Annotated in this window: 23 protein-coding genes, 1 other RNA gene and 1 pseudogene; 4 read left to right on the top strand and 21 right to left on the bottom strand. The window is 57.0% G+C overall.

What is annotated here, in order from left to right; all coding sequences use genetic code 11:
* Positions 1-36: 36 nt before the first annotated feature.
* The gene (locus tag MOST_RS11520) at positions 37-927 is read right to left on the bottom strand and encodes a radical SAM protein (protein WP_054936135.1); all 891 of its coding nucleotides are present in this window, start codon (positions 925-927) and stop codon (positions 37-39) included.
* 336 nt (positions 928-1,263) lie between these two features.
* Positions 1,264-1,758 (bottom strand): hypothetical protein, encoded by a 495-nt coding sequence (locus MOST_RS11515; protein WP_054936136.1) that lies wholly within the window; start codon positions 1,756-1,758, stop codon positions 1,264-1,266.
* A gap of 442 nt (positions 1,759-2,200) precedes the next feature.
* Here MOST_RS11515 and MOST_RS11510 point away from each other — a divergent pair, with 442 nt between their 5' ends.
* The gene (locus tag MOST_RS11510) at positions 2,201-3,247 is read left to right on the top strand and encodes a mechanosensitive ion channel family protein (protein ID WP_054936196.1); all 1,047 of its coding nucleotides are present in this window, start codon (positions 2,201-2,203) and stop codon (positions 3,245-3,247) included.
* A 181-nt stretch (positions 3,248-3,428) separates the two neighbouring features.
* Here the strand turns inward: MOST_RS11510 and ssrA are convergent.
* The 6 genes from ssrA to secG form a co-directional block, all read right to left on the bottom strand.
* Positions 3,429-3,784, bottom strand: a transfer-messenger RNA (tmRNA) gene (gene ssrA, locus MOST_RS11505).
* Between the two features lie 3 nt (positions 3,785-3,787).
* Positions 3,788-4,255, bottom strand: a complete 468-nt coding sequence (gene smpB, locus MOST_RS11500; RefSeq protein WP_054936137.1) for an SsrA-binding protein SmpB — start codon at positions 4,253-4,255, stop codon at positions 3,788-3,790.
* Between the two features lie 80 nt (positions 4,256-4,335).
* Positions 4,336-4,602 (bottom strand): YkuS family protein, encoded by a 267-nt coding sequence (locus MOST_RS11495; RefSeq protein ID WP_054936138.1) that lies wholly within the window; start codon positions 4,600-4,602, stop codon positions 4,336-4,338.
* Positions 4,603-4,647: 45 nt separating this feature from the next.
* Positions 4,648-6,918, bottom strand: a complete 2,271-nt coding sequence (rnr, locus tag MOST_RS11490; protein WP_054936139.1) for a ribonuclease R — start codon at positions 6,916-6,918, stop codon at positions 4,648-4,650.
* A gap of 102 nt (positions 6,919-7,020) precedes the next feature.
* Positions 7,021-7,572: an HDIG domain-containing metalloprotein gene (locus tag MOST_RS11485; RefSeq protein ID WP_054936140.1), complete on the bottom strand. Its 552-nt coding sequence runs from the start codon at positions 7,570-7,572 to the stop codon at positions 7,021-7,023.
* A gap of 91 nt (positions 7,573-7,663) precedes the next feature.
* On the bottom strand, positions 7,664-7,888 hold the full coding sequence (secG, locus tag MOST_RS11480) for a preprotein translocase subunit SecG (protein ID WP_054936141.1): 225 nt from the start codon (positions 7,886-7,888) through the stop codon (positions 7,664-7,666).
* A gap of 532 nt (positions 7,889-8,420) precedes the next feature.
* On the opposite strand from secG, the gene MOST_RS11470 reads away from it, so the two are divergent.
* Together MOST_RS11470 and MOST_RS11465 are read left to right on the top strand one after the other, a co-directional pair.
* On the top strand, positions 8,421-9,314 hold the full coding sequence (locus MOST_RS11470) for an MBL fold metallo-hydrolase (protein WP_054936143.1): 894 nt from the start codon (positions 8,421-8,423) through the stop codon (positions 9,312-9,314).
* Between the two features lie 27 nt (positions 9,315-9,341).
* On the top strand, positions 9,342-10,100 hold the full coding sequence (locus tag MOST_RS11465; RefSeq protein WP_054936144.1) for a YlmH family RNA-binding protein: 759 nt from the start codon (positions 9,342-9,344) through the stop codon (positions 10,098-10,100).
* A 50-nt stretch (positions 10,101-10,150) separates the two neighbouring features.
* Here MOST_RS11465 and MOST_RS11460 read toward each other — a convergent pair whose 3' ends face one another.
* Complete coding sequence (locus tag MOST_RS11460; protein ID WP_054936145.1) at positions 10,151-10,960, bottom strand: DUF72 domain-containing protein; 810 nt, start codon at positions 10,958-10,960, stop codon at positions 10,151-10,153.
* A gap of 99 nt (positions 10,961-11,059) precedes the next feature.
* Here MOST_RS11460 and corA point away from each other — a divergent pair, with 99 nt between their 5' ends.
* Positions 11,060-12,010, top strand: a complete 951-nt coding sequence (corA, locus tag MOST_RS11455; RefSeq protein WP_054936146.1) for a magnesium/cobalt transporter CorA — start codon at positions 11,060-11,062, stop codon at positions 12,008-12,010.
* Between the two features lie 84 nt (positions 12,011-12,094).
* Here the strand turns inward: corA and eno are convergent, their stop codons facing one another.
* The 12 genes and pseudogenes from eno to MOST_RS11395 all read right to left on the bottom strand — a co-directional run bounded on the left by eno (position 12,095) and on the right by MOST_RS11395 (position 25,193).
* Entirely contained in the window at positions 12,095-13,381 is a 1,287-nt protein-coding gene (eno, locus tag MOST_RS11450; RefSeq protein WP_054936147.1) for a phosphopyruvate hydratase, read from the bottom strand.
* A 20-nt stretch (positions 13,382-13,401) separates the two neighbouring features.
* Positions 13,402-14,919: a 2,3-bisphosphoglycerate-independent phosphoglycerate mutase gene (gpmI, locus tag MOST_RS11445; protein ID WP_054936197.1), complete on the bottom strand. Its 1,518-nt coding sequence runs from the start codon at positions 14,917-14,919 to the stop codon at positions 13,402-13,404.
* Positions 14,920-15,031: 112 nt separating this feature from the next.
* Complete coding sequence (tpiA, locus tag MOST_RS11440; protein ID WP_083476522.1) at positions 15,032-15,784, bottom strand: triose-phosphate isomerase; 753 nt, start codon at positions 15,782-15,784, stop codon at positions 15,032-15,034.
* 19 nt (positions 15,785-15,803) lie between these two features.
* Positions 15,804-16,985 (bottom strand): phosphoglycerate kinase, encoded by a 1,182-nt coding sequence (locus tag MOST_RS11435; RefSeq protein ID WP_054936148.1) that lies wholly within the window; start codon positions 16,983-16,985, stop codon positions 15,804-15,806.
* A 122-nt stretch (positions 16,986-17,107) separates the two neighbouring features.
* Positions 17,108-18,115, bottom strand: a complete 1,008-nt coding sequence (gene gap, locus MOST_RS11430) for a type I glyceraldehyde-3-phosphate dehydrogenase (RefSeq protein WP_054936149.1) — start codon at positions 18,113-18,115, stop codon at positions 17,108-17,110.
* 229 nt (positions 18,116-18,344) lie between these two features.
* Positions 18,345-19,733, bottom strand: a pseudogene (gene rpoN / locus MOST_RS11425) (RNA polymerase factor sigma-54).
* Positions 19,734-19,772: 39 nt separating this feature from the next.
* Positions 19,773-20,387, bottom strand: coding sequence for a DUF1405 domain-containing protein (locus MOST_RS11420; protein WP_083476523.1), 615 nt, complete (start codon positions 20,385-20,387; stop codon positions 19,773-19,775).
* 308 nt (positions 20,388-20,695) lie between these two features.
* Positions 20,696-21,226: an acyltransferase gene (locus MOST_RS18265; RefSeq protein WP_054936150.1), complete on the bottom strand. Its 531-nt coding sequence runs from the start codon at positions 21,224-21,226 to the stop codon at positions 20,696-20,698.
* Complete coding sequence (whiA, locus tag MOST_RS11410) at positions 21,198-22,133, bottom strand: DNA-binding protein WhiA (protein ID WP_054936151.1); 936 nt, start codon at positions 22,131-22,133, stop codon at positions 21,198-21,200. Before whiA ends, MOST_RS18265 begins: the two co-directional genes overlap by 29 nt.
* Before the next feature lie 53 nt (positions 22,134-22,186).
* Entirely contained in the window at positions 22,187-23,527 is a 1,341-nt protein-coding gene (locus tag MOST_RS11405) for a gluconeogenesis factor YvcK family protein (protein WP_054936152.1), read from the bottom strand.
* Between the two features lie 8 nt (positions 23,528-23,535).
* Entirely contained in the window at positions 23,536-24,435 is a 900-nt protein-coding gene (gene rapZ, locus MOST_RS11400; protein WP_054936153.1) for an RNase adapter RapZ, read from the bottom strand.
* A gap of 23 nt (positions 24,436-24,458) precedes the next feature.
* The gene (locus MOST_RS11395; RefSeq protein WP_054936154.1) at positions 24,459-25,193 is read right to left on the bottom strand and encodes a PHP domain-containing protein; all 735 of its coding nucleotides are present in this window, start codon (positions 25,191-25,193) and stop codon (positions 24,459-24,461) included.
* Between the last annotated feature and the right edge of the window lie 3 nt (positions 25,194-25,196).

The raw sequence follows: 25,196 nt of genomic DNA, 5'->3' as shown, positions 1-25,196 counted from the left end.
TCCTAAAATTTTGCAACTCCATTTAAACCTGTAATCTTAAAAATCAGGGATATAGGCCGTTGTAGCTGCCTCTAGCTCCTGATAATAGCCATTTTCGAGACCGAGGTTTTCAAAGTAATCGAGGACAGTTTCATACTCGGCAGCCGTAAGCTTGCGGTTAATCTCGGGGCAGCGCCCGGCCTGCCAGACGGGCACATACTGGGCCATCAGGCTGATATGCGTCTCCCGGGGTAAAGTTGCCTTTATCCAGTCCAGCACCCGGCAGGCAGCCCTGGCCTGGCCGGGTAAAACCAGGTGGCGAATTAAAAGACCCCGCCGCGCCAGGCCGTCATCATCGAGGACCAGGGTGCCTACCTGGCGCTGCATCTCCAGGATGGCTGACGTGGCCACATTAAAATAGTCAGGCGCATGGCTGTAACGCCCGGCGGGTTCCGGATCTGGATATTTAAGATCCGGCAAATAAATGTCCACCAGGCCTTCCAGGGACCGTAAGGAGTCTATGCTTTCATAAGCATTGCAGTTATAGACTACCGGGATCTGTAGTCCCTGTTTCCTTGCCTCCCGGAGGGCGGGAACTAAAAAGGGGCTGTAGGGTGTCGGAGATACCAGGTTGATGTTATGGGCCCCTTGAGCCTGGAGATCAAGAAAAAGGGCCGCCAAGCTTTCCACCGCCATTTCCTGGCCCCTGCCCTGCCAGCTGATGCGGTAGTTCTGGCAGAAAATACAGCGCAGGTTGCAGTGGGAAAAGAAGACTGTACCGGATCCCCGGCTGCCGCTCAGGCAGGGCTCTTCCCAGTGATGCAGGATTGCTCTGGCTACCTTTGGCCGGGCTCCAGCCCGGCAAAAACCGCGTTCGCCGGCCAGGCGGTTAACCCCGCAGGCCCGGGGACAGAGATTGCAGTGTTTTAAGACGTCCACCTGCCGCATCTCTCCTCCGGTTGAGGCAAAATAAGAGCGAAGCAGGTTACCAGTGAAACCTGCTGCCCATCGCGGAAGTATTGCTTCAGTTTATATTCGCTGCAGCACAGGGGAATCCTCTTTCCAGCTTCCCGGGTAGCCAGGGCAGGCAATCAAACTAACCTTAAGGCAATAATGGAATCCTTTCTCCATACCTGGTAATCCCCAGGTTTGCTGCTTAAGCTGAAAAGGATAAAATAAGGTCAGCCTTTCTACCCGGGCTGACCTTTTAATTTACCAGTGCAGGATGGAAATTATACCCTGCTTTTCTGGGGGTTCGGTTATGGTGAAAATACCGCGCTCTCCTTAAGTTTGAGTTTGGGCGAGTCCACGCAAGTTCTCCAGCCGGCCCGTCGCATAAAGATAAAACATGATCACCAGGTGGATGCCTAAAGAGAGAATGAAAGTTAAGGGCAGGTTCCAGTTGCGATAAAACAGCATGCCATTGGCCCGCAGGAGTAAATGGAGCAAGGTGGCACCCAGAGGAAAAGCAAGTAAGATAAGTACCACCGGCAGGATGCTCCTGTACTGGGCCAGGAGATGGCTGAAGACAATTATTAGCGGAAACCAACTTGCCGCCAGGAAAAGGGGTATCCCGCTGATACTAACCAGGTCGACACGGCGGAAGGCCCAGAAACCAAAGTAGTTTTGCATCAGGTAAACTACCACGAAAGCCAGGACTAATCCGCCTATCAGCCCAATGAGGGCCAGTTCCTTAACTCGCTCCCAGGGCACAACCAGGAACATGAGAATCAAGCCGCCCAGGAAAACAATTGGTCCCGCCAGACCTTCTAAAACCATTTACCATCACCTCAAGGATATTTTCCCCGGAAAATCTATTAATATACAAAGCTGTTTCAGCCGGCAGTGTAACCAGCGGAGTGATGTATGCACTTTAAGGCATCCATGGGAGCGCTAGTTTTCTCCGCTTATCAAAAATGAGTCTCGGGTGTATGGGACAGGTCCTGGATGGCTACATAGAATAGTCAGGCGGCTAAATAGCTCCCCACATTCATCAAAGAGATGATTATTGCTTACCTTGAGGCAGGACGCAAAAAAGCCTCGCAGCCAGAAGGGTGCAAGGCTCTTATTGACCGGTACAGGAATTCCATCTTTAATGGCGAATCAATAAGATAGCAGCCAGCAGCCGAATACCCGGGAGACAGCCATATGGTATGATAACTCTACCGCACCTGGATAATTGGGATTGGAAACCGGTAAGGAGGCGTTCGACTTGTTCGGTATGGAATGGTTAATTTATGGTAATTACTGGATGGAGTGGGGCCTGGCCTTGGGCATCACCATAGCAACGCTCCTGAGCCAGCGGGTCCTGCTGCGGATTGCACTCCGGCGGCTTAAGGCTGTAGCCGAACGGACCACCACTGAGCTGGACAACATGGCAGTAGAGCTATTAGACAAGACCAGTGGTTTTTTTCTCCTGACCGTCGCTATCTGGGCCGGGTCGCAGGTTTTGGAGCTGGGTGAGACCAACGCTGTCCTACGGAAGGTTCTGATCGGAGCCTTCTTCCTCCAGGTAGCCCTGTGGGGCAACGCTCTCATCACCAATTGGATTAACAGCTACGCCCGGAAGCTCCTGGACCAAGATGCGGTCGCCGCCACCACCCTCTCAGCCATCGGCGTCATTGGCCGGGTCCTGCTCTGGACCATCGTGGGCCTTTTGGCGCTGCAGAACATCGCCGATCTGAATCTGGGCACGCTCATTGCTGGTCTTGGCGTGGGTGGCATCGCGGTAGGTCTGGCGGTGCAGAAAATTCTTGGCGACCTCATTGCATCCCTCTCTATCGTCCTGGACAAACCCTTTGTTATAGGCGACTTCATTATTGTCGATGATCTGATGGGCACAGTAGAGCATATAGGCCTCAAGAGTACCCGCATCCGCAGCCTGAGCGGCGAGCAGATCATCTTTGGCAACGGCGACCTGCTCCAAAGCCGGGTACGGAACTACAAGCGGATGCAGGAGCGCCGGATTCTCTTCACCATTGGCGTGACCTACCAAATTCCCTACGAGAAGCTGCAGGCCATCCCGGGGATCATCCGGGGGATCATCGAATCCCAGCCCCATACCCGTTTTGACCGGGCCCACTTCAAGGAGTTCGGGGACTTCTCCTTGAATTTCGAGGTGGTGTACTACGTAACAGTCCCGGATTACAACGTCTACATGGACGTCCAGCAGGCCATCAACCTGGAGATCTACCGGCGCTTTGCCCAAGAGGGTATCGAATTCGCCTATCCGACCCAGACCCTGTTCCTGGAGAAAAGCGGCGCATGAATGACGGGACGGACCCCCGGTCTCACCGTCCTAGCAGCACCCGTAGCCATGGGTAATCCCCGCGGCTCACCACGGTGGAGGTTACCCCGGCCAACCTCTACGACGGTACCATAGGCAAGTCGACCGTCTGGTCCACAAAATTATGGTTTATCAAGTTCGGATTGAGGTAATGCTATAAGACTGGTGGAGGCGGGGGGAGTCGAACCCCCGTCCGAAGGTGCACCCACAGTAGCTTCTACCAGGATAGTTTCCGTTTTGCTTCTCGCCATCGGGCCTCCCGGAAACCGGATGCCCTCAGGCCAGCCTGATTGGGATTCCCTTCAGACCCCCAGGCCGGGGCCTTGCCGGTAGCCTGCTAACTTTGACACCCGGCACTGGTCCCCGCAGGCCGGGACCAGGCGGATGGGCTGCTTTAAATTAAGCAGCCAGAGCTAAATTATCTTCGGCACTTATAGCCGTTCCACCGTTTAACGAGCCGGTGGGATCTCGCCTGGCTACTACTGCCAATGCCACCCCCGTCGAAACCATTACGCCCCCTCGTTAAAACTTCTGCCGTTCGCGAAAGGCTTTAGCGATTTCCCGCTGGGCGTCACGGGCGGCGATATCTTCCCGCTTGTCGTAGAGCCGCTTGCCTTTGGCCAGAGCCAGTTCAACCTTGGCCCGGCCGCGTTCATTGAAATACACCTTTAACGGTATCAGGGTCAAACCCTTTTCCCTGATCTTGCCGTACAGGCGCTGGATCTCGTAGCGGTGCATTAGCAAGCGCCGCGGCCGGCGCGGTTCGTGGTTAAAGCGGTTTCCCTGCTCATAAGGGCTAATGTGCATATCATGGAGAATCAGTTCACCATTTTCTAACCGGGCGTAGCTATCCTTGATATTGGCCTTACCGTTACGCAGGGATTTAACCTCCGTACCGGTAAGGGCAATACCGGCTTCATAAGTCTCTAAGATAAAATAATCGTGACGGGCGCGACGATTGTCCGTCACAATTTTTACCTGGCGGCCCATCTTTGTCACTCCTGCTTTCCCGCCTGATTTATTATAACACACCGAACAGGGGTAACGTCAAGGGGCCGCCCAGATTCTACCTAATCTTGCAGCTGCAGGCGCTCTTTCACCATGGCCGTAATTTCATCCGCCGTCTTACCTGCGGCTTCAATTACCGGCACTTTTGCTTTTATATCTTCCATGCCCATAAAGTTGGTTGTCTGCCCGCTGATAACAACGGCCCCGTAGCCCTGTAACCGGGATGGCGTCAGGTCGGTCATATCAACTCGCTCGACCTCAAGGCCGTTTTCCGCCAGGTGATCGCCGATGGCGCTGAGATCCTTTTCCACTGCTACCCGCCGGGGCATACCCCTGCCTCCTTTTTAAATTAAATGAGGTAATATCTATGGCTATTATGAACGGCCCCGGGTAGCTTTATTCCGTTGCCGCCGGCTCTGGCCGCGAATTTTACGCCTGGTTTTGCTCCCGGCCGAGCCAGTGTCCTTTTCTCGCGATTTTACCTGCTGCTGGCCTCTAACCCTGGACACCGGCCCGGTGTCCACTGTAGCCTCCGGTTTAACCAGTTCAAAATCCACCTGCCGGGCCTCAACGTTGACCCTGGCCACCAGCACTTCCACCGGCTGGCCGATACGAAATGCTTTGCCGGTGTGTTCGCCTACCAGGGCCAGCTGGTCTTCCTGGTAATGGTAGTAGTCGTCCGTAAGGGTGGATACATGGACCAGGCCTTCGACGGTATTTTCCAGCTCTACAAAGAAGCCATAGGGTACCACCCCGCTGATAGCGCCGGTGAAGGTAGCTCCCACATGGCGTTCCATGTACTGGACCTTCTTCATATCCAGGGTTTCCCGCTCGGCTTCCTCGGCCACTTTTTCTCTTTCCGAGGCCTGGGCCGCAGCCAGGGCCACAAAGGCATCGAGTTCCGCCATACGTTGCGGTGTTAACCCTCCCGGGGACCAGGTTTCCCGTAAAATGCGGTGCACAACCAGGTCCGGGTAGCGGCGGATGGGAGAGGTAAAGTGGCAGTAATAAGGGGAGGCCAGGCCAAAGTGTCCCAGGCACTGGCCGGCGTAACGGGCATGCATCATGGAACGCAGCATGACGGTGCTGATCACCAGCTCCTCTGGCCGCCCTTTGACGGCGGTAAGGATCTCCTGGAAAGCCCGGGGGTTGAAGCGTCCCTCCCGGTTGGGCCTGATCTGCAGCCCGAAGAAGGCCAGGAAGTTATTGAGCTCTTCCATCTTATCAGGTGCCGGTTCCTCGTGGACCCGGTAAACAGCCGGTACGGCCAGTTCGTAGAGGTGTCGGGCCACAACTTCGTTGGCGGCAATCATAAATTCTTCAATAATCCCCTCGGCTACCGATCGCTGTCGAGGGATAATGGCCACCGGCAGGCCCTGGTCGTCAAGTTCTACTTTGGCCTCCGGGAAATCAAAATCAATGGCCCCCCGTTTCTCCCGCCGCCGCTTTAAAATAGCTGCCAGCCTGGCCATGAGCTGGAAATCCGGTACCAGTTCCCGGTAGCGCTCCATTAGTTCCGGGTCGCCATCTACCAGGATGCGCCGGACGGCATCATAGGTCATCCGCTCCCGGACGCGGATAATCGAAGGAAAAAGTTCGTAATCCTTTACCGTACCTCTCGGCGTAATAGTCATCAGGGCTGTCATGGCCAGGCGGTCCTCGCCGGCATTTAACGAGCAGATATCATTGGATAAGCGGGGCGGCAGCATGGGAATGACCCGGTCTACAAAATAGACGCTCGTCGCCCGGTTGAAAGCCTCCCGGTCCAGGGCGCTCCCTTCCCGGACGTAAAAACTAACGTCGGCAATATGTACTCCCAGGAGGTAATTACCACCGGGCAAAAGCTCTAGGGACACGGCATCATCCAGGTCGCGGGCGTCAGCGCCGTCAATGGTCACCAGGCGCCAGTCCCGCAGGTCCCGGCGCCCGGCCAGTTCCCGCGGGCCCAACTCCTTGCTTAAGCCGTCGGCCTCGCGTAAAACCTCGGGGGGAAATTCCGGCTCCAGGTCATACTTTTTGATGATGCTTAAAACATCAACTCCCGGCTGGCCCACCTGGCCGAGTACCTCCACCACCCGGCCCTCGGGATTGCGCCTGGCCTCCGGCCAGCGGGTAATCTCCACCACGACCTTATCCTTTTCCCTGGCCCCCAGGGAATTGCCGGGGGTAATAAGGATATCCTGGTGCAGGTGGGCATCATCGGGGACCACAAAGCTTAAATGCCGGGTGGCAGTAAAGGTTCCCACCACCCGCCTGTTGGCCCGCTGCAGGACGCGGATAATTTCCCCCTCCTGCCGCCGGCCGGTAGTACCTGGTAAAATCCTGGCCAGGACCAGGTCTCCATGCATGGCCCCGTTCAGGTTGAGGGCGCTAATATAAACATCGGCCTGCTCCTTTTCCCGGGGGACGACAAAGGCATAACCTTTAGTTGAAGCCTGGAGACGGCCGCTGACCAGGCCCATCTTTTCCGGCAGGCCGTATTTATCCTTGCGGGTGCGGACAATATAGCCCTCCTGTTCCAGGGAATGGAGAAATTCCCGGAAGGCTTCCTCATCCTCCTGGCCCAGGACCTCCATTAACTCTGCCGCCGTTAGGGGCCGGTAGGACTGGGTCCGCATAAGGGCCAACAATTCTTTTTTGTCCATACAGGTTTCCTTTCGCAATGTGTCCAAGATGAAATATTCCTCGCTATATTATTTCCTGTTGTCCTGGTAAAAAGATACCCGGTTGCTAACCGGGTGTCTTATCTAAAGGCCCAGTTCGCCGGCAATCCCCTGCATGGCTTCCAGGCCAATATGCATAAAATCTTCCAGGGAGAGCCCCAGCTCACTGCAAGCGGCTATCGTCTCCCGGCTGGCCCCGCGGGCAAAGGACTTCTCATGGTAACGGTTAAGTAAAAAGGGCACGTCGACGATGGCCAGTTTCTTTTCAGGGCGAATGAGGGCTGCAGCTACAATCAACCCCGTCAGGGGGTCAGTAGCATACAGGGCCTTGCTCATCAGGTCCAGCCTGGGCAGGCCATGGCGCTCGTTATGGGCCTTAACGGCGTAGACCACCTCTTCAGGTAAACCTTCCCGGGCCAGCATTTCAGCCCCAACCAGACTGTGACGGTCAGGATCGTCTTTGGTGCTTTCATAGTCGATATCATGGAGCAAACCGGCCAGGCCCCATTTTTCCTCATCCTCGCTAAAGTGCCGGGCCAGGGCCCGCATGACTGCCTCCACGGCGAGCGCGTGCTTGCGCAAATTTTTATTCTTAAGGTGTTTCTCCATTAGTTGTAGTGCTTCCTGCCGGGTCATTCAAAATCAACCTCCATGAAAAAAATTGGGCGCCACCGCCCAAATAATATCGTCTTCACCAGGTGATGTACATGGTAAAAACTTTGCCGGCTCAGATTACCGAGAGGAACAAAGTCAGCAGCAGGAACAAACCGGCCAGGACTGCTGAAACCTTGTTAAGAAACTCATCAAGGCCCTTCTTCTTGCCAAAGATGGCTTCCGCGCCGCCGGCAATGGCACCGGACATACCTGCACTGCGGCCGGACTGTAAAAGGACTGTGGCTATCAGTCCCAGGGCTACCAGCATATCAAGCACCAGGATAATGGTATGCAGCAACAACTTCACCTCCCTGCTGTGCTGCCGTGACGTCATAATTTTAACAAATAAATACCCGGTTAAGCAAGAAAAAATGCAAATCTTCCTGCGCGACCAAAACATCAACCTGTGGGCAAGGAAACCCGATAAATCATGGTAAAACAGGCCTCTAGAGCACTTCCAGATTTAATGTATACATGATACAATATCCTTAGAACAAGGAGGGGAGGATGGGTTATGCTCCAGGAGGTTTATAGTAATACCGGTAAAGAGGCGTTCCCCGAGGGACAAAAGGTTATGGCCACGCTCCCCGCAACCAGCGTTAATCTTACGCCCTGTGAAATGACAGAATGCATATATTGCTTAAACAACCACTACTGTGGCCGTATTTACCCGCCCCGTAACGGGGATGGCTATTGTAAAGACTTTGTATCGATTAACGATTAGTGCCCGAGCGGCACTTTTTTTATGCCCTCCGGGTAGTACCCCTGAATGTAAATATGATAAAATCAGATAAAATGGCTATTACCATTTAGAAAGGAAAAATAACCTGGTGGGACTGGTAAAAATTCATGGCCATACCTGCTATATTCCCGGCGCCACCAATGCAGGCGTCTATACTACTAAAAGCGGTTACTGCCTGCTGATCGATTCGGGAATCAACAATACCATCGCCCATAAGATTAAGAACGTCCTGGCCGCCAGCGGCCTCAAACCCAAATACCTCCTGACCACCCATGGCCACGCCGACCATTTCGGTGCCCACCGGTTATTAAAGGAATTTTACCCCGGCCTGGAGATCCTGGCTTCCCCCGGGGAAAAAATATTTATGGAAGATAACCTGCTGGGGGTAAAGACCCTGTACGGCTCTCAGCCTTTTGCGGAAATTAAAATCCCCCTTCTTTTTGCCCGGCCGGTAGAGGTTGACAGTACCATCAGTCCTGGATCTTTGAAGCTCCTGGACCTGCGTATCCAGGCCATCGCCACACCGGGGCATGCCGCCGGGCACCTGGCTTTTCTGACCCCCGATGGTGTCCTTTTTAGTGGCGATGCCGTCTTTCACCCGGCCATCCTGGCCAAATACCCTTTACCCTTCCTGCAGGACATCCAGGCTCAACTGACAACCCTGGAAGCTCTGGCCGGCCTGGAGATCAAGTATTTACTGCCGGCCCACAGCCCGGAAGTTATTGCTGACCCGGCCCCCGTCCTGGCCAGCAACCGCCGGCAGATTAATGCCTGCCTGGACAGGATTACCGAACTCCTGGCCCGGCCCCTGACCCGGGAAGACCTCCTGGCAGAGCTGGCCATCGAGGAGAATCTCCCTATGGACATTCCCCAGTACTTCCTTAACCTGGCCAGCCTATCGGCCTTTCTAAGCTATTTGAAGGACCAGGGCCGGGTTGCCTGCGCCCTGGAAAGCGGTAAACTCTATTTTTTTGCCGGCTAAGTTCTCTTGTGTAAAAAGGGGATGGCTATGACCGCAAAAAAGGAGGGGCTTTTCCTGGCCCACCTGGCGGACCTGGCCAGGCAAGTACGGCAGAGGCACACATTCCGTTTTACCGGTTTCCTGGACCCGGCCGAGCAGGCAATTGCTTCTGCTTTTTTCCGCCAGGAAAGGGATATTAATTTTATCTTTAACGGCGGTTACCCGGAAGCCGAACGCCGGATAGCTATAATCTGCCCTGACTACCAGGATCCCGCCACTATTGAGTCCCCTCTGGCTGTCCTGGTAATCACCTGGAATGAGCGTTTTCACCAGCCAAACCACCGGGATTTTCTGGGAGCTATCCTGGCCACAGGGCTGCGCCGGGAGGTTATAGGTGATATCATCACCGGCAACAGTCGTTGCCAGGTAATAATCCTTGCGGAAAGCGGCCCTTTTCTGGCTAATAATCTCACCAGCGTCGGCCGGGCCCCGGTTACTACTGCCCTGGAGCCCCTGTCCGGCCTGGAAATCCCCACCCCCAAAACCAAGGTTATCACGGCCACCGTAGCTTCGCCCCGACTGGATGCCCTGCTGGCCGCAGCCTTTGGCCTCTCCCGCAGCAAGGCCGTCCCTTTAATTAAGGGCGGTCAGGTTAAGGTAAACTGGCGCGAAGAAACCAATCCCGATTGCCAGCTGGCTGCGGGGGATGTCCTCTCTTTAAGGGGTTACGGCCGGGCCAAAGTCGCCGCCTTGGAGGGTACCACCCGTAAGGGAAGGTTAAATGTGAAGCTGGAACGGTGGTTGTAGACAGGACAGAGCTAGGAAAACAAAGCCCGGCAAAATAAAGGGGGAGATACCTACACCCGCCCGGCCAGTAAATCCTTTAACATCCGGGCGTTGGTTACTGCCTGGGAGTGGTAATGGTTGTTAAAGGCCACAAAGACTTGCCGCGCCTGGCCAGCCAGGTAAGCGATGCCCGGCAGCCATTCTTTTAGTTCGGCAGGAGTGTAAAGGTAGTCATAGCGCTCATAAGCTTCCTCATGATGCCACCACTTTGCCGCGTTACGGCCGTGAAAACGGACGTAGGCCACTGCCGCCGTACAGCGGACCACCGGCCCCACCAGTCCCGGTAGGGCTGGCTCATCGACACAGGTATAGGCCAATTTATAACGCTGTAAGAAATCCCAGATGGCGTCATTAACCCAGCTGTTGTGGCGAAATTCCACTACCAGGGGTACATCGGGCAAAAGATCCTTCAGCTTGATTAAATGTTCGCGGTTGGCCTGGTTATTGCGGAAAGAAAAGGGGAACTGGAGCAGGACAGCCCCCAGCTGGCCCCGGTCCACCAGGGGCTGGAGAGCCTGGCGCAGCTTCCGGCTGTCGCCGGCCGTGGTATCACCCCGCTCATGGGTCAGGGTACGATAGGCTTTCACGGCAAAAATAAACCCGGCCGGCACCTTGCGGGCCATTTGCTCCAGGTTCTGGGGCCGCGGCAGGGCATAATAGGAAGAATTAACCTCGGTAAAGTTAAATTCCCGGGCGTAATAGGACAGCATATCTTTAGCCGCCAGTCCCGGCGGGTAAAAGTAGCCCAGCCAGTCGCGGTAGCTGTAGCCCGAAGTGCCGATATATATTGCGGAAGTCGGAGGCCGGAAGTTGGCGGCCATTTTAACACCCTTCTCCCACCGGAACAATATTGTCATAACCCGGTACTTGATAGCCGCTCCTGTGGTAAACTAAAGAAAAACTGATTCCAGGTGATTTGCATGCAGCGCCTCTTAATTTTTCACCCGCAACAGGGACTCAAGGAAAATTTGCCCCCTGGTTTCCAGCCCCGGCAGGGTGAGGAGTTTACCTGGCTGGACCTGGTACAGCCGGCCCCAGCGGAACTGGACCTCTTGACGGACCTCTTCCATTTTCACCCCCTGGCCGTAGAAGACTGCCGTCACCCCCACTACCGGCCAGGGATGGCCCAGTATGATGAATATGCCTTCCTCACCCTGCGATGTGTGAAGGCCCACCAGCATTCCCTGACCACAGCCCTCAATGTCTTCCTGGGTCCCAAATTTATCGTTACTGTCCACCAGGAAGAACTGGAGTTCGTGACCAAACTCTGGAACCAGCACCGTCAGGACCCGCAGCTTTTCCAGAAGGGCGTCGACTTTATCCTTTACAGCCTGCTCGAACCCCTGACGGAAACCTTTTTTACCTTTTTTGACCGCACCGAAAGCAAAATCGAATACCTGGAAGAGGAAGTCTTCCGCCGGCCCACCCGGCAGATTCTCAATCAAGTCTTTACCTTAAGGCGCCAGGCCATTAAACTGCGCAAAATTCTTGGCGCCCAGCGGGATATAATCAATCTCCTGGCCTATCCCGAGTTCAAGCTGGTAAAACCGGAAAACCGGGTCTTTTTCCTGGATATCTACAACGAAATGCTGCGCCTGATCGACCAGGTGGAAACCTTCCATGACCTGGCCAGTTCCACCCTGGAAATCTACCTTTCCCTGACCTCCAACCGCCTCAATGAAATCATGAAGGTCTTGACGGTAATTACTACGATAATGATGCCTTTAACCCTCATCGCCGGTATCTACGGCATGAATTTCCGCTACATGCCGGAACTGGAATGGCGCTACGGCTATTTTACCGTCCTGGGGGTCATGGCCCTGCTGGCCGCAGTGATGCTCTTTTTCTTCCGGCGCAAAGGCTGGTTTTGAGACCGCCTGGCCAACTATTTGGGGATAAGGGCGCACATGATCAACCCCGGCAGATTGCCTGCCGGGGTTTATTTATATAAGGTACTATTTCTTCAAGTTGTAAAAGGCCTTCAGGCCCGGGTAGAGGGCGGCGGCATCCAGCTCTTCTTCAATACGCAAGAGCTGGTTGTACTTGGCCACCCGGTCGGTGCGGGAAGGAGCACCGGTCTTGATCTGGCCGGCGTTGACGGCCACCACGATATCGGCAATGGTGGTATCTTCCGTTTCCCCGGAACGGTGGGAGACAACGGCCGTGTAGCCGGCCTTTTTGGCCATCTCGATGGCTTCCAGGGTTTCCGTCAGGGTGCCGATCTGGTTCACCTTGATCAGGATCGCATTGGCCGCACCCATCTCTATGCCGCGGCGCAAACGTTCCGTATTGGTAACGAAGAGGTCATCGCCCACCAGCTGGACTTTATGGCCCAGGCGTTTGGTAAGATTCTGCCAGCCCTCCCAGTCGTCCTCAGCCAGGCCGTCTTCGATGGAGATAATGGGGTACTTCTCTACCAGATCGGCCCAGAAGTCGATCATCTCCGCGCTGGTGCGGGTGACGCCTTCGCCGGCAAAGACGTATTTACCGTCCCGGTAAAGCTCCGTGGCGGCCGGGTCCAGGGCAATAAAGCAATCCTTGCCCGGCTCATAGCCGGCTTTAGTGATGGCTTCCAGAATCACTTCTATAGCTTCCACGTTGGAACGTAAATTGGGGGCAAAGCCGCCTTCATCGCCGACAGCTGTACCGAGGCCTTTACCCTTCAATACGGCCTTCAGGCTGTGGAAGACCTCGGCGCCCATGCGCAGGGCACCGGCAAAGTCGCTGGCGCCGGCGGGCATGACCATGAACTCCTGGATGTCAACGTTGTTATCGGCGTGCTTGCCGCCGTTTAAAATATTCATCATGGGTACCGGCAGGGTATGGGCGTTGACCCCGCCCAGGTAACGGTACAGGGGCAGGCCCAGGGCATCGGCTGCCGCTTTTGCGACGGCCAGGGAAACCCCGAGTATTGCGTTGGCCCCCAACTTGCTCTTGTTCGGGGTACCGTCCAATTCGATGAGCTGCCGGTCTACTTCCCGCTGATCCAGGGCATCCATGCCCACCAGTTCCGGGGCGATAATGACATTGACGTTGTTGACGGCGTCCAGGACACCTTTACCGCCGTAGCGCTTTTCGTCTTTATCCCGGAGCTCAACGGCTTCATAGGCTCCCGTGGAAGCTCCCGAGGGTACGGCCGCCCGGCCCCAGCCGCCGCCTTCCAGGAATACTTCCACCTCCACCGTGGGGTTGCCACGGGAGTCGAGGATCTCCCGGGCGTAGATATCGTTGATAATGGTCATAGGCTAAGAACACCTCCGTGTTAATTTGCTTTTTCTATCAAGCTTTTCCCGGTCATTTCCGCCGGCTTGGGTAGCCCCAGGATGTCCAGTACCGTGGGGGCCACGTCCTCAAGGGCACCTTCCCTTAAAGCAGCGCCCCGGTAGCCGTCGTCGACTAAAATAAAGGGTACGAGATTGCTGGTGTGGGCCGTATGGGGCTCACCGTTGGGTTCCCGCATTTCTTCGGCGTTGCCATGATCGGCCGTTACCAGGAGGGGCGCCCGGCGTTCCTCCATGGCCGCGGCAATGCGGCCGATACACTCGTCCACCGTTTCCACGGCCGTAATGGCCGCTGCCAGGTCGCCGGTATGGCCAACCATATCGGGATTGGCAAAGTTTAAAACGATAAAATCATACTTATCCAGGCGTTCCAGAACGGCGTCCGTAACTTCCCGGGCGCTCATGGAAGGTTTTTGATCATAGGTAGCCACTTTGGGCGAAGGAATGAGCAAGCGGTCTTCGCCGGGGAAAGGTTCTTCCACGCCGCCGTTAAAGAAAAAGGTGACGTGGGCGTACTTTTCCGTCTCGGCAATACGCAGCTGCTTCAGGCCGTTGCTGGCTATGACCTCGCCCAGGACATTGGTCAAAACCTGGGGCGGGAAGGCTACCGGCGCCGGGATGGTGACGTCGTACTGGGTCAGGCAGACAAACTGGATATCCAGGCGCCCGCCGGGGCGGTCAAAGGGTTCAAACTCTCTGTCCACAAAGGCCCGGGTCAGCTGCCGCGCCCGGTCGGCGCGGAAGTTAAAGAAAATCACGCTGTCTTTGGCCCGGACCAGCGCCACGGGTCGGCCGGCGCAGGTGATTATGGAAGGCTCGACAAATTCATCGGTAATGTCCCGGTCATAGGAAGCCTGGATGGCCGCCGCCGCAGAAGGGAACTGGTACCCTTCTCCCCCTACCAGGGCCCGGTAGGCGCGCTCCGTCCGGTCCCAGCGCCGATCCCGGTCCATGGCATAGTAACGGCCCATGATGCTGGCGATGGCCCCTGTGCCCCGCTGCCGGCACTCCGCCTCCACCTGCTCCAGATAGCCGGCGGCACTGGCCGGGGGGACGTCGCGGCCGTCCAGGAAGGCGTGGATGTAGACTTGCTCCATTCCCTCCCTTTGGGCCAGTTCCAGGAGGGCATACAGGTGCTCCAGGTGGCTGTGGACGCCGCCGTCGGAGACCAGGCCCATCAGGTGCAGGGCGCCGCCCCGTTCCTTTGCCGCCCGCACGGCCTTGAGGAGCACTTCATTGGTAAAAAAGGAACCGTCGCGGATGGCCCGGCTTATGCGGGTTAATTCCTGGTAGACAATGCGGCCGGCGCCGATATTCAGGTGGCCGACTTCGGAATTGCCCATCTGGCCTGCCGGCAAGCCCACGGCTTCCCCGGAAGCCTGGAGGCGGGTATGGGGGTATTCAGCCAGCATCCGACGGAAATTGGGTAAACGGCCCTGGCTGATGGCATTGCCTTCCCCCGGCTGCCCCAGGCCGAAACCGTCAAGGATGATTAACATTAAAGGTCGATTAACATTTACCAAGATGATTTCTCCTGTTCCCTACTTTTATTGGGGAGCTACGGGGTGAGCGGTGGGAGAGCACTACCCGGTACCCCACCCCTCTTTCAGGCTAGTGTTGCTGATAGTTGACAATGGCTGCAAAGGAAATGGCGTCCAGGCTTGCTCCCCCTACCAGGGCGCCGTCTATATCGGGCTGGGCCATGAGCTCGGCAATATTTTCCGGCTTGACGCTACCGCCGTACTGGATGCGAGTAGCCCGCGCCTCTTCGCCATACATGGCCCTTAAGGTTTCCCGGATAAAGGCGATGACCTCCTGGGCGTCGGCTGCCGTAGCCGTCCGGCCGGTACCGATGGCCCAGACGGGTTCATAGGCCACCACCAGGGTTTCCACCTGGCCTGGTACCAGCCCCTTTAAACCCTCCCGGACCTGGCGGCGGACCACGTCCAGGGTCTTACCGGCTTCCCTTTCGGCCAGGGTTTCGCCGACGCAGACGATGGGGACCAGACCGTGGCGCAGGGCGGCATGGAGCTTTTTATTGACTGTGGCATCGGTCTCGCCAAAGTACTGGCGTCGCTCGGAATGACCAATAATGACAAAACGGCAGCCGAGTTCTTTCAGCATGGGGGCGGATACTTCACCGGTATAGGCACCCCAGTCTTCCCAGAAAAGGTCCTGGGCGCCTACCGAGATATTGGAACCGGCTGCAGCATTGACCGTTGCCGCTATGGCCGTGAAAGGCGGGCAGACAACCACTTCCACGCCGGTGGTACCTACCAGGGGCTTCAGCAGGGTAACCAGCTCCCTGGCCTTATCGGTAGTATTATGCATCTTCCAGTTGCCGGCAATAATCGGTCGGCGCAAGCGAATCCCTCCCCTCGCCCTATTTCTCCGTCAGGGCTACTACACCGGGAAGGGCCTTGCCTTCCAGGAACTCCAGGGAGGCGCCGCCGCCGGTGGAGATATGCCCAATTTTTGCCGCCACACCCATCTTTTCTACTGCCGCCACCGAGTCCCCGCCGCCGACGATGGTCATGCCGTCCACGGCCGCCACAGCCCGGGCCACAGCCTCGGTGCCGCGGGCAAAGGGTTCCATTTCAAAGACGCCCATGGGCCCGTTCCAGACGACGGTCCGGGCACCGGTCAAAGCACCGGCATACTCCCGCGCCGTTTCGGGGCCGATATCCAGGGCCATCCAGCCGTCGGGGACGGCGCTGGCAGCTACTACCTGGTGGGGGGCATCAGCCTTGAACTCCTGGGCCACCACCAGGTCCCGGGGCAGCAGCATCTTTACCCCCTGCTGCTCTGCCGTTGCCATAAGCTCTCGGGCCAGGGAGACCTGGTCCTCTTCCACCAGGGACTTGCCCATGGCATAACCTTTAGCCCGCAAAAAGGTATTGGCCATGCCGCCGCCGATAATCAGGGTATCCACTTTGGTAAGGAGGTTGCGGATGACGCTGATTTTGTCGGATACCTTGGCCCCGCCGATAATGGCCACAAAGGGCCGTTCCGGGTCGGCCAGGGCCTTCCCCAGGGTTTCGATTTCCTTCTGCAACAGGAACCCGGCCGCCGCCGGCAGGTAGTGGGCCACGCCTTCCGTGGAAGCATGGGCGCGGTGGGCGGCGCCAAAGGCGTCGTTGACGTAAAGGTCGGCCAGGGAGGCCAGCTTTTTGGCAAATTCAGGGTCATTTTTCTCTTCTTCCGGATAAAAGCGCAGGTTTTCCAGGAGAAGAACCTCGCCGGGTTTAAGGGCCGCTACCGCCGTTTCTACTTCGGGGCCAATACAATCGTTGACTTTATGTACCGGCCGGCCGAGGAGGCCTTCCAGTTCTCTAGCCACCGGGTCCAGGCGCAGCTCTTCCTTGACTTTGCCCTTGGGACGCCCCAGGTGGGACATGAGGATTACCCGGGCGCCGTGGTCAATGAGGTATTGGATGGTCGGCAGGGCCGCCCGGATGCGGGTGTTATCGGTTACCCGGCCTGCCTCCAGGGGTACGTTGAAGTCGACCCGCACCAGTACCCGTTTATTATTGAGGTCCAGGTCTTTCAAAGTTAGCTTGGCCACCAGTCATGCCTCCTTCAAAAATAGAAGTGGGAGATGGGCAGCAATTGTGCCTGACTACTTCCTCATTATACTACCCTAATTGCCCCGGCATGCGAAACGGCCGCCTTGCGGCGACCGTCCCTTTACAGCCCTTTAGCAGCCATAAAGGCCGCCAGGTCGACGACCCGTTTGGAGTAGGCCCACTCGTTGTCGTACCAGGCTACCACCTTGGCCAGGGTGCCATCGATAACCATGGTGGACAGGGCATCGACAATGGAGGAACGCGGGTCGCCGTTGAAATCGCGGGAAACCAGGGGTTCTTCGCAGTAACCCAGGATACCCTGCATGGGACCCTCGGCGGCGGCCTTCAGGGCGGTATTGATGCTTTCTACTGTGGCCGGTTTTTCCAGGTCCACTACCAGGTCAACGACGGAAACGTTGGGGGTGGGCACCCGCATGGCCAGGCCGTTCAGTTTACCCTTCAGTTCGGGTAAGACGAGGCCGATGGCCTTGGCAGCGCCGGTGGTGGTAGGGATGATGGAAAGGGCACCGGCCCGGGCCCGCCGCAGGTCTTTATGGGTCAGGTCGAGGATGCGCTGGTCGTTGGTATAGGAGTGGGCTGTAGTCATCAGGCCCCGCAGAATAGTAAAGTTTTCATGGAGTACCTTGGCCACGGGAGCCAGGCAGTTGGTGGTGCAGGAGGCATTGGAAACAATATGGTGTTGGGCGGGATCATACTTGTCATTATTGACGCCCATAACGATGGTAATATCTTCGTTTTTGGCCGGGGCGGTAATTATGACCTTTTTGGCCCCTGCCTGGCGGTGGGCTGCCGCTTTGGTGGCATCGGTGAAAACGCCGGTAGATTCAATGACAATATCTACACCCAGGTCCTTCCAGGGGAGTTTAGCCGGGTCCCGTTCAGCGATAACCTTAATGGGGCGGCCATTGACAACGATACTGTCTTCCCTGGCCTCAACAGAAGCATTGAGACGACCATGGACTGAATCATACTTCAAGAGGTGGGCATTGGTCTGGACGTCGGTAATGTCGTTGATGGCTACAACTTCCAGTTCCGGTTTCTCCAGGGAAGCTCGGAACACCAGGCGGCCGATCCGCCCAAATCCATTAATACCTACTTTGACTGCCATTATGTATTACTCCTCCTTTATAAGATGTGAGAGGTAACCCTGTTTGTCTAGCGCAGGTTGACCCGGGTTCTTCCCACCTGCCATGCTTTATTTTATTATACCATAAAGTAACAGGCAATATAATGATCTCGCTTGTACCATCATTCACTGTTCAACACAAATCGCCAAAATCCTCCTTTAGAAATAGACAGAATTAACCGTTACAGGGGGCGCCTGGCCCCCTGCAAGCCTAGTAACGTTTTCTTTTTGCAGCGGCGGGAATGCCCTGCTCGTCGCGGTACTTGGCCACCGTCCGCCGGGAAATCTTGATCCCCTGCTGCTGCAGGAGTTCCTGCAGCTGCTGGTCTGTGAGAGGATTGGTGGCATCTTCCCGGCTGATGGCTTCAGCAATCATTTTTTTGATACTTTCGGCGGCAGCAGCGCCGCCTTTTTTTTCCACACCGCTGGCGAAGAAAAATTTTAATTCAAAGACTCCCTGGGGCGTCTGGACATATTTATTGGCCGTCGCCCGGCTGACGGTAGATTCATGGATGCCTAAGGATGCGGCCACCTGGCGCATGGTCAGGGGTTTCAGGTATTTTATACCTTTATCCAGGAATTCCCGCTGCTCTTGCACCAGGCAGTTAACCACCCGGTAAAGGGTCAGCCGGCGCTGCTCCAGGCTACGAATAAGCCAGGCCGCAGCATTGAGCTTGCTTTCTATGAAACGCCGGGTTGCCTCGTCGCAACTCCCCTCCTGGCGCATTAAGGCCTGGTAAAGGGGGTTAATACCCAGCCGCGGCATGGCCAGGTCATTGACCAGGACCACGTAATCCCTACCCACCCGCTCAATGATTACATCGGGTACGATATAGCGGTTCTCCTGGCCGCCGCCAAAGGAGCGGCCTGGCTTGGGGTCCAGGGTGCGGATATAATCAACCACCGCCTGGACGGCCGGGAGACTCATGTTCAGCCGCCGGGCAATACGGGTCAGCCGCCCCTCAGCAACATCGGTTAAAAAGTTGCGAATAATTCTTTCCGTTACCGGGGGAGCATCTTCCCGCTGGCGCAGCTGGAGGAGAAGACACTCCGTAAGGTTTCTGGCTCCCACCCCGGGAGGATCAAAATGCTGGATTCACTGCAGTACCCGCCAGACGGCCGCAGGGGAAACCTTTAAACAGGCGGCTGCTTCCTTCAGGCTAATCTTCAGGTAACCGTTGGCGTCTAGATTGCCGATTAAGAACGTCCCAATCTCCAGCTCGCGGGTTGTCGAGGCCGCTATTTTTAACTGGAGCAGTAAATGATCCTGCAGCGTAGGCGTGCCGGTCAGGAGGTTTTGGTGATTCCATTCCGGGCGTTCCTCCCGGGGAACGCTGACATAACCCAAATCGCTGCCGTCCTGGAAATATTCTTGCCAGTCAATTTCGAAAGGCTCATGATCATCTACCAGTTCATCATCGGCCGCGGCAACTTCTTCCTCGTCCCTTACTTCCAGTAACGGGTTTTCCTGGAGTTCCTGCTGGACGTATTCAGCCAGCTCCAGGGTGGAGAGCTGCAGGACAACAATGGCCTGGCGCAGTTCCGGCGTCATGATTAACTTTTGCGCCTGTTCCAGGTTAAGGCCTAAACGTTCGCGCATGACTCTCCCCCCCTAATTTATACTATTCGTCCTTCCTGACTATTTTTCCTGCCCCTGGGACCAATTTATTGCCCGGGCCAGGTAAAAGCTTAAGGCCAGGCTTAAGCCCGCAGCCGTTGCCAGGGCCAGGCTTTCCTGACCGGGGCTGAAGAGGTAAGGGTGCAACCCCAGGCCATAGTCAACGAAGTCATTTAACCCCAGCCACAGGACCACCAGGGCTAGCTGCCAGGGAGCGACCGGCCAGTGCCGCAGGAAGAGGAAGCCTTCGACCATCATCGCCAGGTGGGATAGCCACAGGCCGGCCTCTACCACCGTCACCCGGGCCCCTGCCAGCCAGTAGTCACTTATGATCACCATCGCCCACAGCCCGTATTTGATCACTGCCGTTGCTGCCACCAGCCGCAGCAGGCCGCTTTCCCGGCGGTAGAATGCCAGGATCAGGGCCAGGGCAAAAAGGGTTGTCGCCAGGGGGCTGTCGGGGGTAAAGGGCCACCATATTAAAGGTGTACTAGCCAGTTGCTCCCGGTACCAGTAGTAACCATAAATGGACCCCAGGAGATTGATAACCGCCAGGGTAACCAGGAACCAGTTCTGGTAGGGCGCTTCCCAGAGAAGGTGTTTTAACCAGTTATTTCCTATTGTCTTCCTCCCCACCGGTCATCTCCTTCCAGGGAGCAGTTTCTACCCTGAAAATAACTTAGCTCTAGGCTGGCATTGTTTTTGCTCGCTCCCTGGTCCTCGCGGATCAGCCTACGGCTCAGCCTCGGGCTCGGGCGGGGTTCCCGGCCTATTCGGCCTCCTTGCCTCAGAGGCTGGCCTCGGACATCCTGTCCTCGGCCCCGCCCTCGCTCCTCGGCTTCGCCAAGGCTGCTCAACCGCTCGGACCAAGTCGCTCGCTCCAAACAAATGCCAGCCCGTTATTTTCATCCTTCTGATGGTGCCGCGTTAGCGGCATGAGGGTCTTATTCCAGAGAAAGAGGCGGCCCCGGGCGAGATGCCCGGGTATCACCATCCACCCTGCCTATCACCCGCGCCGGGACGCCGCCGACCATGGTCCCTGCCGGGACATCCCGGGTAACTACCGCTCCGGCACCAACAATGGCTCCATCGCCAATGCGCACTCCTGGTAAAATGGTGACATTGGCTCCAATGAGAACCCAAGCGCCAATTTCCACTGCCCCCAGGCGGTAGGCGCGGGGTAAAAACTCGTGGGTCAGAATAGTAACATTATAACCAATAATACTCTCGGGGCCAATATGAATGAGATCCGGCCTTAAGATATCCGGCATGGCCATAACCCCTATGGAAGCCGTCGGCGCTACATCCATCCCCACCAGGTGGCGTAAAAGCCAGCTTTTCAGGCGCAAAAAGGGTAAAAAGCGGCTGAGTTCAATCCAAAAAAAATTCCAGGCTACCCGCCAGAAGGGAGCAACCCGGCGCCAGGAGGCCATGGCGTTATGACCGTTAACAGGGTAGGTTGTCGTTCGCCGCATCTATTTCCCCCCTCCGGGCCCGCACCTGCTTGGTTAAGTGTTCCAGGCGACGCAGACGGTGGTTGACCCCTGACTTCCCTACCGGTGGTACCAGCATTTCCCCCAGTTCCTTTAAACTTGCTTCCGGGTGCTGGAGACGTAAAGCAGCTATCTCCTGCAGGCCGGCAGGTAATCCATCCCAGCCCAGGGTGGCCACCAGGTAGCGGATATTTTCTGCCTGGCGTAAACCCGTTTCTACGGTCTTGCTCAAGTTGGCCGTCTCGCAGTTTACCAGGCGGTTGACCCGGTTACGCATTTCTTTAAAGATGAGGGCGTTCTCATAGGCCAGGACGGCACTATGGGCCCCCATGAGGCTTAAAGCCCGGACAATTTGCTCGCTGTCTTTCAGGTAAAGAACCAGCCCGCGCTGGCGCCGGCTGAGACGGGGCTGGAGCTCCAGCTGCTGCATAATGTCCTGGAGGCGGGCGGCTTCCTCGTCCCCTTCGAGGAGAAATTCCAGGTGATGGGTTGCCGACGGTTTATTGACGGAGCCGGTTACCAGGAAGGTACCCCGGAGGTAGGCGGCCCGGCAGCACTGGTACTCCGGCGCCCCGGTCCTGGCGGCCAGCCAGGCCTGCAATGCTTCTACCCCGGCCGGAGTTAAAACCTTAAAAAGCGGCCGGCCTTTACCGCTCCGGCGCTCAGTTTGTACTTTGACCGGCAGGCCCAGCACCGCCCTGGCCAGGGAGTAAACCCTCCTGGCTATGGCAGCGTGGGTGGTTGCCAGCAGGATTACCCCCTCCCCCGGTAAACCGGCCAGGTTACCCTGGCGTAAAATGGCGACCAGTTCGGCCTCAGCGCAGCAGGGGCGCCGTTTTTTTACCCGGGCCAGTTCTTCTTTGGTTTCGAAGGAGAAGGATATCGCCATTAGCCCCACTCCGGAACATTTTATTACTGTACGGTTCATCCATCCTGCCCCGGTTAATGGGCCAGGTTACGAAACTTCTCCCGGACCAGGTATATAAGGCGCTGCCGGCGCCGGGAATGGTGGCGGTAAAACTCTTCCATTATCAGGCTGGCCAGGCGTTCAGGGTGGTGCCGGACCACATGGATCTCGTCCACCAGCCAGCCCGTACGCAACTCAACGCCCATTCTAGCTATCCCCGGTCCATTGATCAGGACCGGGTGGGCCCCCTTTTCGCCGTAACGCCGCAGGGCACCCCGGGAAATAGGGCCGCGATGGGCAATAACTACATCCACCAGGCCCGGGCCGCAGTGATCAATAATAGCCTGCAGGTGATCGGCCACCGTATAACCGTCAGTTTCCCCCGGCTGGGTCATGATATTACTGACGTAAAACACCGGTGCCGGGGACTGGCGTAAAGCCTCAGTCAAACCGCGCACAAGTAAATTGGGCAGGACGCTGGTATAGAGGCTCCCCGGGCCGATAATGATGGCATCGGCCCTGGCTATGGCGTCCAGGGCGGCTGCCGGCGGCCGGCAGGTGGCCGGCTGTAAAAACACCCTTTTAATCCGCTTGCCGGCCCGGGGGATATTGCTTTCCCCCAGGATGGTAGTACCATCGGCTAGTTCGGCTCCCAGGACGACATGGCTGGTAGTGGAAGGAATAACCCGGCCGCCAACCGCCAGCACCCGGGCCAGTTCCTGGATGGCCCGGTCAAAATCACCGGCCATATCCGTCATAGCCGCCAGCAGCAGATTTCCCAGGCTGTGGCCGGCCAGGCCCTCTCCCTGGTGGAAGCGGTAATTGAACAGTTCCTCCATAAGGCTTTCTGTATCCGCCAGGGCCACCAGGCAGTTGCGAATATCCCCCGGTGGCGGGATTTTTAACTCCTGGCGCAGGCGGCCGGAGCTGCCGCCGTCGTCGGCTACGGTTACAATGGCCGTGAGATTCCGGGTGTACTTTTTCAGCCCCCGCAGGAGGACGGCCAGACCCGTGCCCCCGCCGATAGCTACTATATGGGGACCTTTCGCCAGGTACTGGCGCCGGTAAAAAAGTTGCCAGAGGTTACTGGTATTGCCGGGGAACAGGACTTTAAAAACCGAACTGGCCAGGCGCTGGAGCCCCAGAATGATAAGGACCACCCCCAGGCCCGCAGCCGCCACCCCGCCCAGCAGGGGCGAACCCAGGGCTCCCAGGGTATGGAGGATAAACCAGGTAACGCCCCTTTCCGCCGAGGCTAAGAGAGTAACCCCCAGGATCACTGTTAATCCGGAAACCAGTAAAAACAGGCCCACGGCAGCCAGCAACAGCCAGCGTTTAATCTTTAAGCCCGGGTAAAGCCACTTTAAACCCTCCACCCGCCTGCCTACCTCCTGCTGTCGCTGCTCAGATAACGCACTACATCCCGGTGCTTGACTACTACGTCGTAATTATCGCCCCGGAGTATTTCTCCCAGTCTATTGGCCAGGGTCACCGAGCGGTGCTGGCCACCGGTACAGCCAATGGCAATGACCAGGTGGGACTTGCCCTCCTGCTGGTAATGGGGGATCAGGAAGCGCAGGAGGGCGGCAAACTGTTCGATAAATTGCCGGGCCTCCGGGGCAGACATGACAAACTCGGCCACACAGCGATCATGACCGGTAAAGGGGCGCAAGGCGGGGATATAAAAAGGATTGGGCAAAAAGCGCACATCCATAACCAGATCGGCATCCAGGGGAATGCCGTATTTATAGCCAAAGGAAATAATGTTAATCACCAGTTGCCGCCGGCTGTCGCCAAAAAGTTCGCTTACCTGCTCTTTAAGCTGGCGCGGCGTGAGTTCGGAAGTATCGATGATCTTGCTGGCCCGGCCCCGCAGTTCTTCCAGGCGCCGCCGTTCGGCGATAATGCCTTCCAGAATCTGGCCGCCGCTGGAGAGGGGGTGGCGGCGCCTGGTTTCTTTGTAACGCCGCACCAGGATTTCATCGGCCGCCTCCAGGAAAAGGATCTCGTAGGGGATATCCCGGCCGTCCAGGTAGGCCAGGGCTTCCTCCAGGCCGTCAAAAAACTGGCCGCCGCGGATGTCCATAACCAGGGCCACCTTGTTTATCCCTTCCCCTTCTTTGGCGGGTTGCCCCAGGAGATCAACCAGCCCTGGTATCAGGGAGGGGGGCAGGTTGTCAACGCAGAAAAAGCCCAGGTCTTCCAAGCAGCGCACAGCCTGGGTCTTGCCGGCTCCAGAAAGGCCAGTTACAATGACGAGACGTGGATAGTTGTTTGCCGTCATTACTCTCCCCTCCCTTAAAAGCATCAATGACGCAAGTTTATTACCTGCTCCGGGGGTACCCCGGCGGCACGCAGGAGTTGCCACCCCTTTTCCAGGCGGCCCACAGTGGCGGGCTGGTGGGCGTCGCTGTTGACGACAAACCTCACTCCACAGCGGGCGGCCCTGGCCAGCTCTTGCGGCCGCTGGTAGAGGTGGCCGGTATTTACCTCCCACAGGGTGCCGGCCCGGGCACAGGCCCTGGCCAGGGGCTCAATATCCACCGGCATCCCCAGGCCCGGGTGGGTGAGGCAAAAGACAGGGTGCTTTTCCAGGGCCGCCATTAAAGTCTGCGTATTGGCCTCCACGGCCCTTTCCCGCCAGCGGCGGCTGCGTCCCTGGAGCTGGTTGGCCAGCACCAGGTCACGGGCTGCCGGCCAATCCCGGGGCAGGACATAAGGATGGAGCCCCACCAGCAGGAGATCCAGCTGCCGGTAAACGGCGGCCGGGATGTCGATTTCCCCGTTTAAACCCACAATATTGGCCTCAGCACCTACCAGCACCCGGATACTCGGGGACTCCCAGGTTGCCACTTTCCTTTTCAGGCGTAAGAATACGCCGGCGGCATTGACACCCACACCGATATTGCGCGGGCCGTGGTCAGTCAGGGCCACTTCTTCCAGCCCGGCCCGGCGGGCCGCCGCCACCATATCCCTGGCACTGGCCCGGCCGTCGCTGCGCCGGGTATGTACATGGTAATCAGCCCGGAAGGACTGGAGCAAAGG

This window comes from Neomoorella stamsii (assembly GCF_002995805.1).
GTDB classification, from domain to species: domain Bacteria; phylum Bacillota; class DSM-521; order Neomoorellales; family Neomoorellaceae; genus Neomoorella; species Neomoorella stamsii.
The sequence above is the reverse complement of the archived record's forward strand: the minus strand, read 5'-3'. Positions and strand labels throughout refer to the sequence as shown.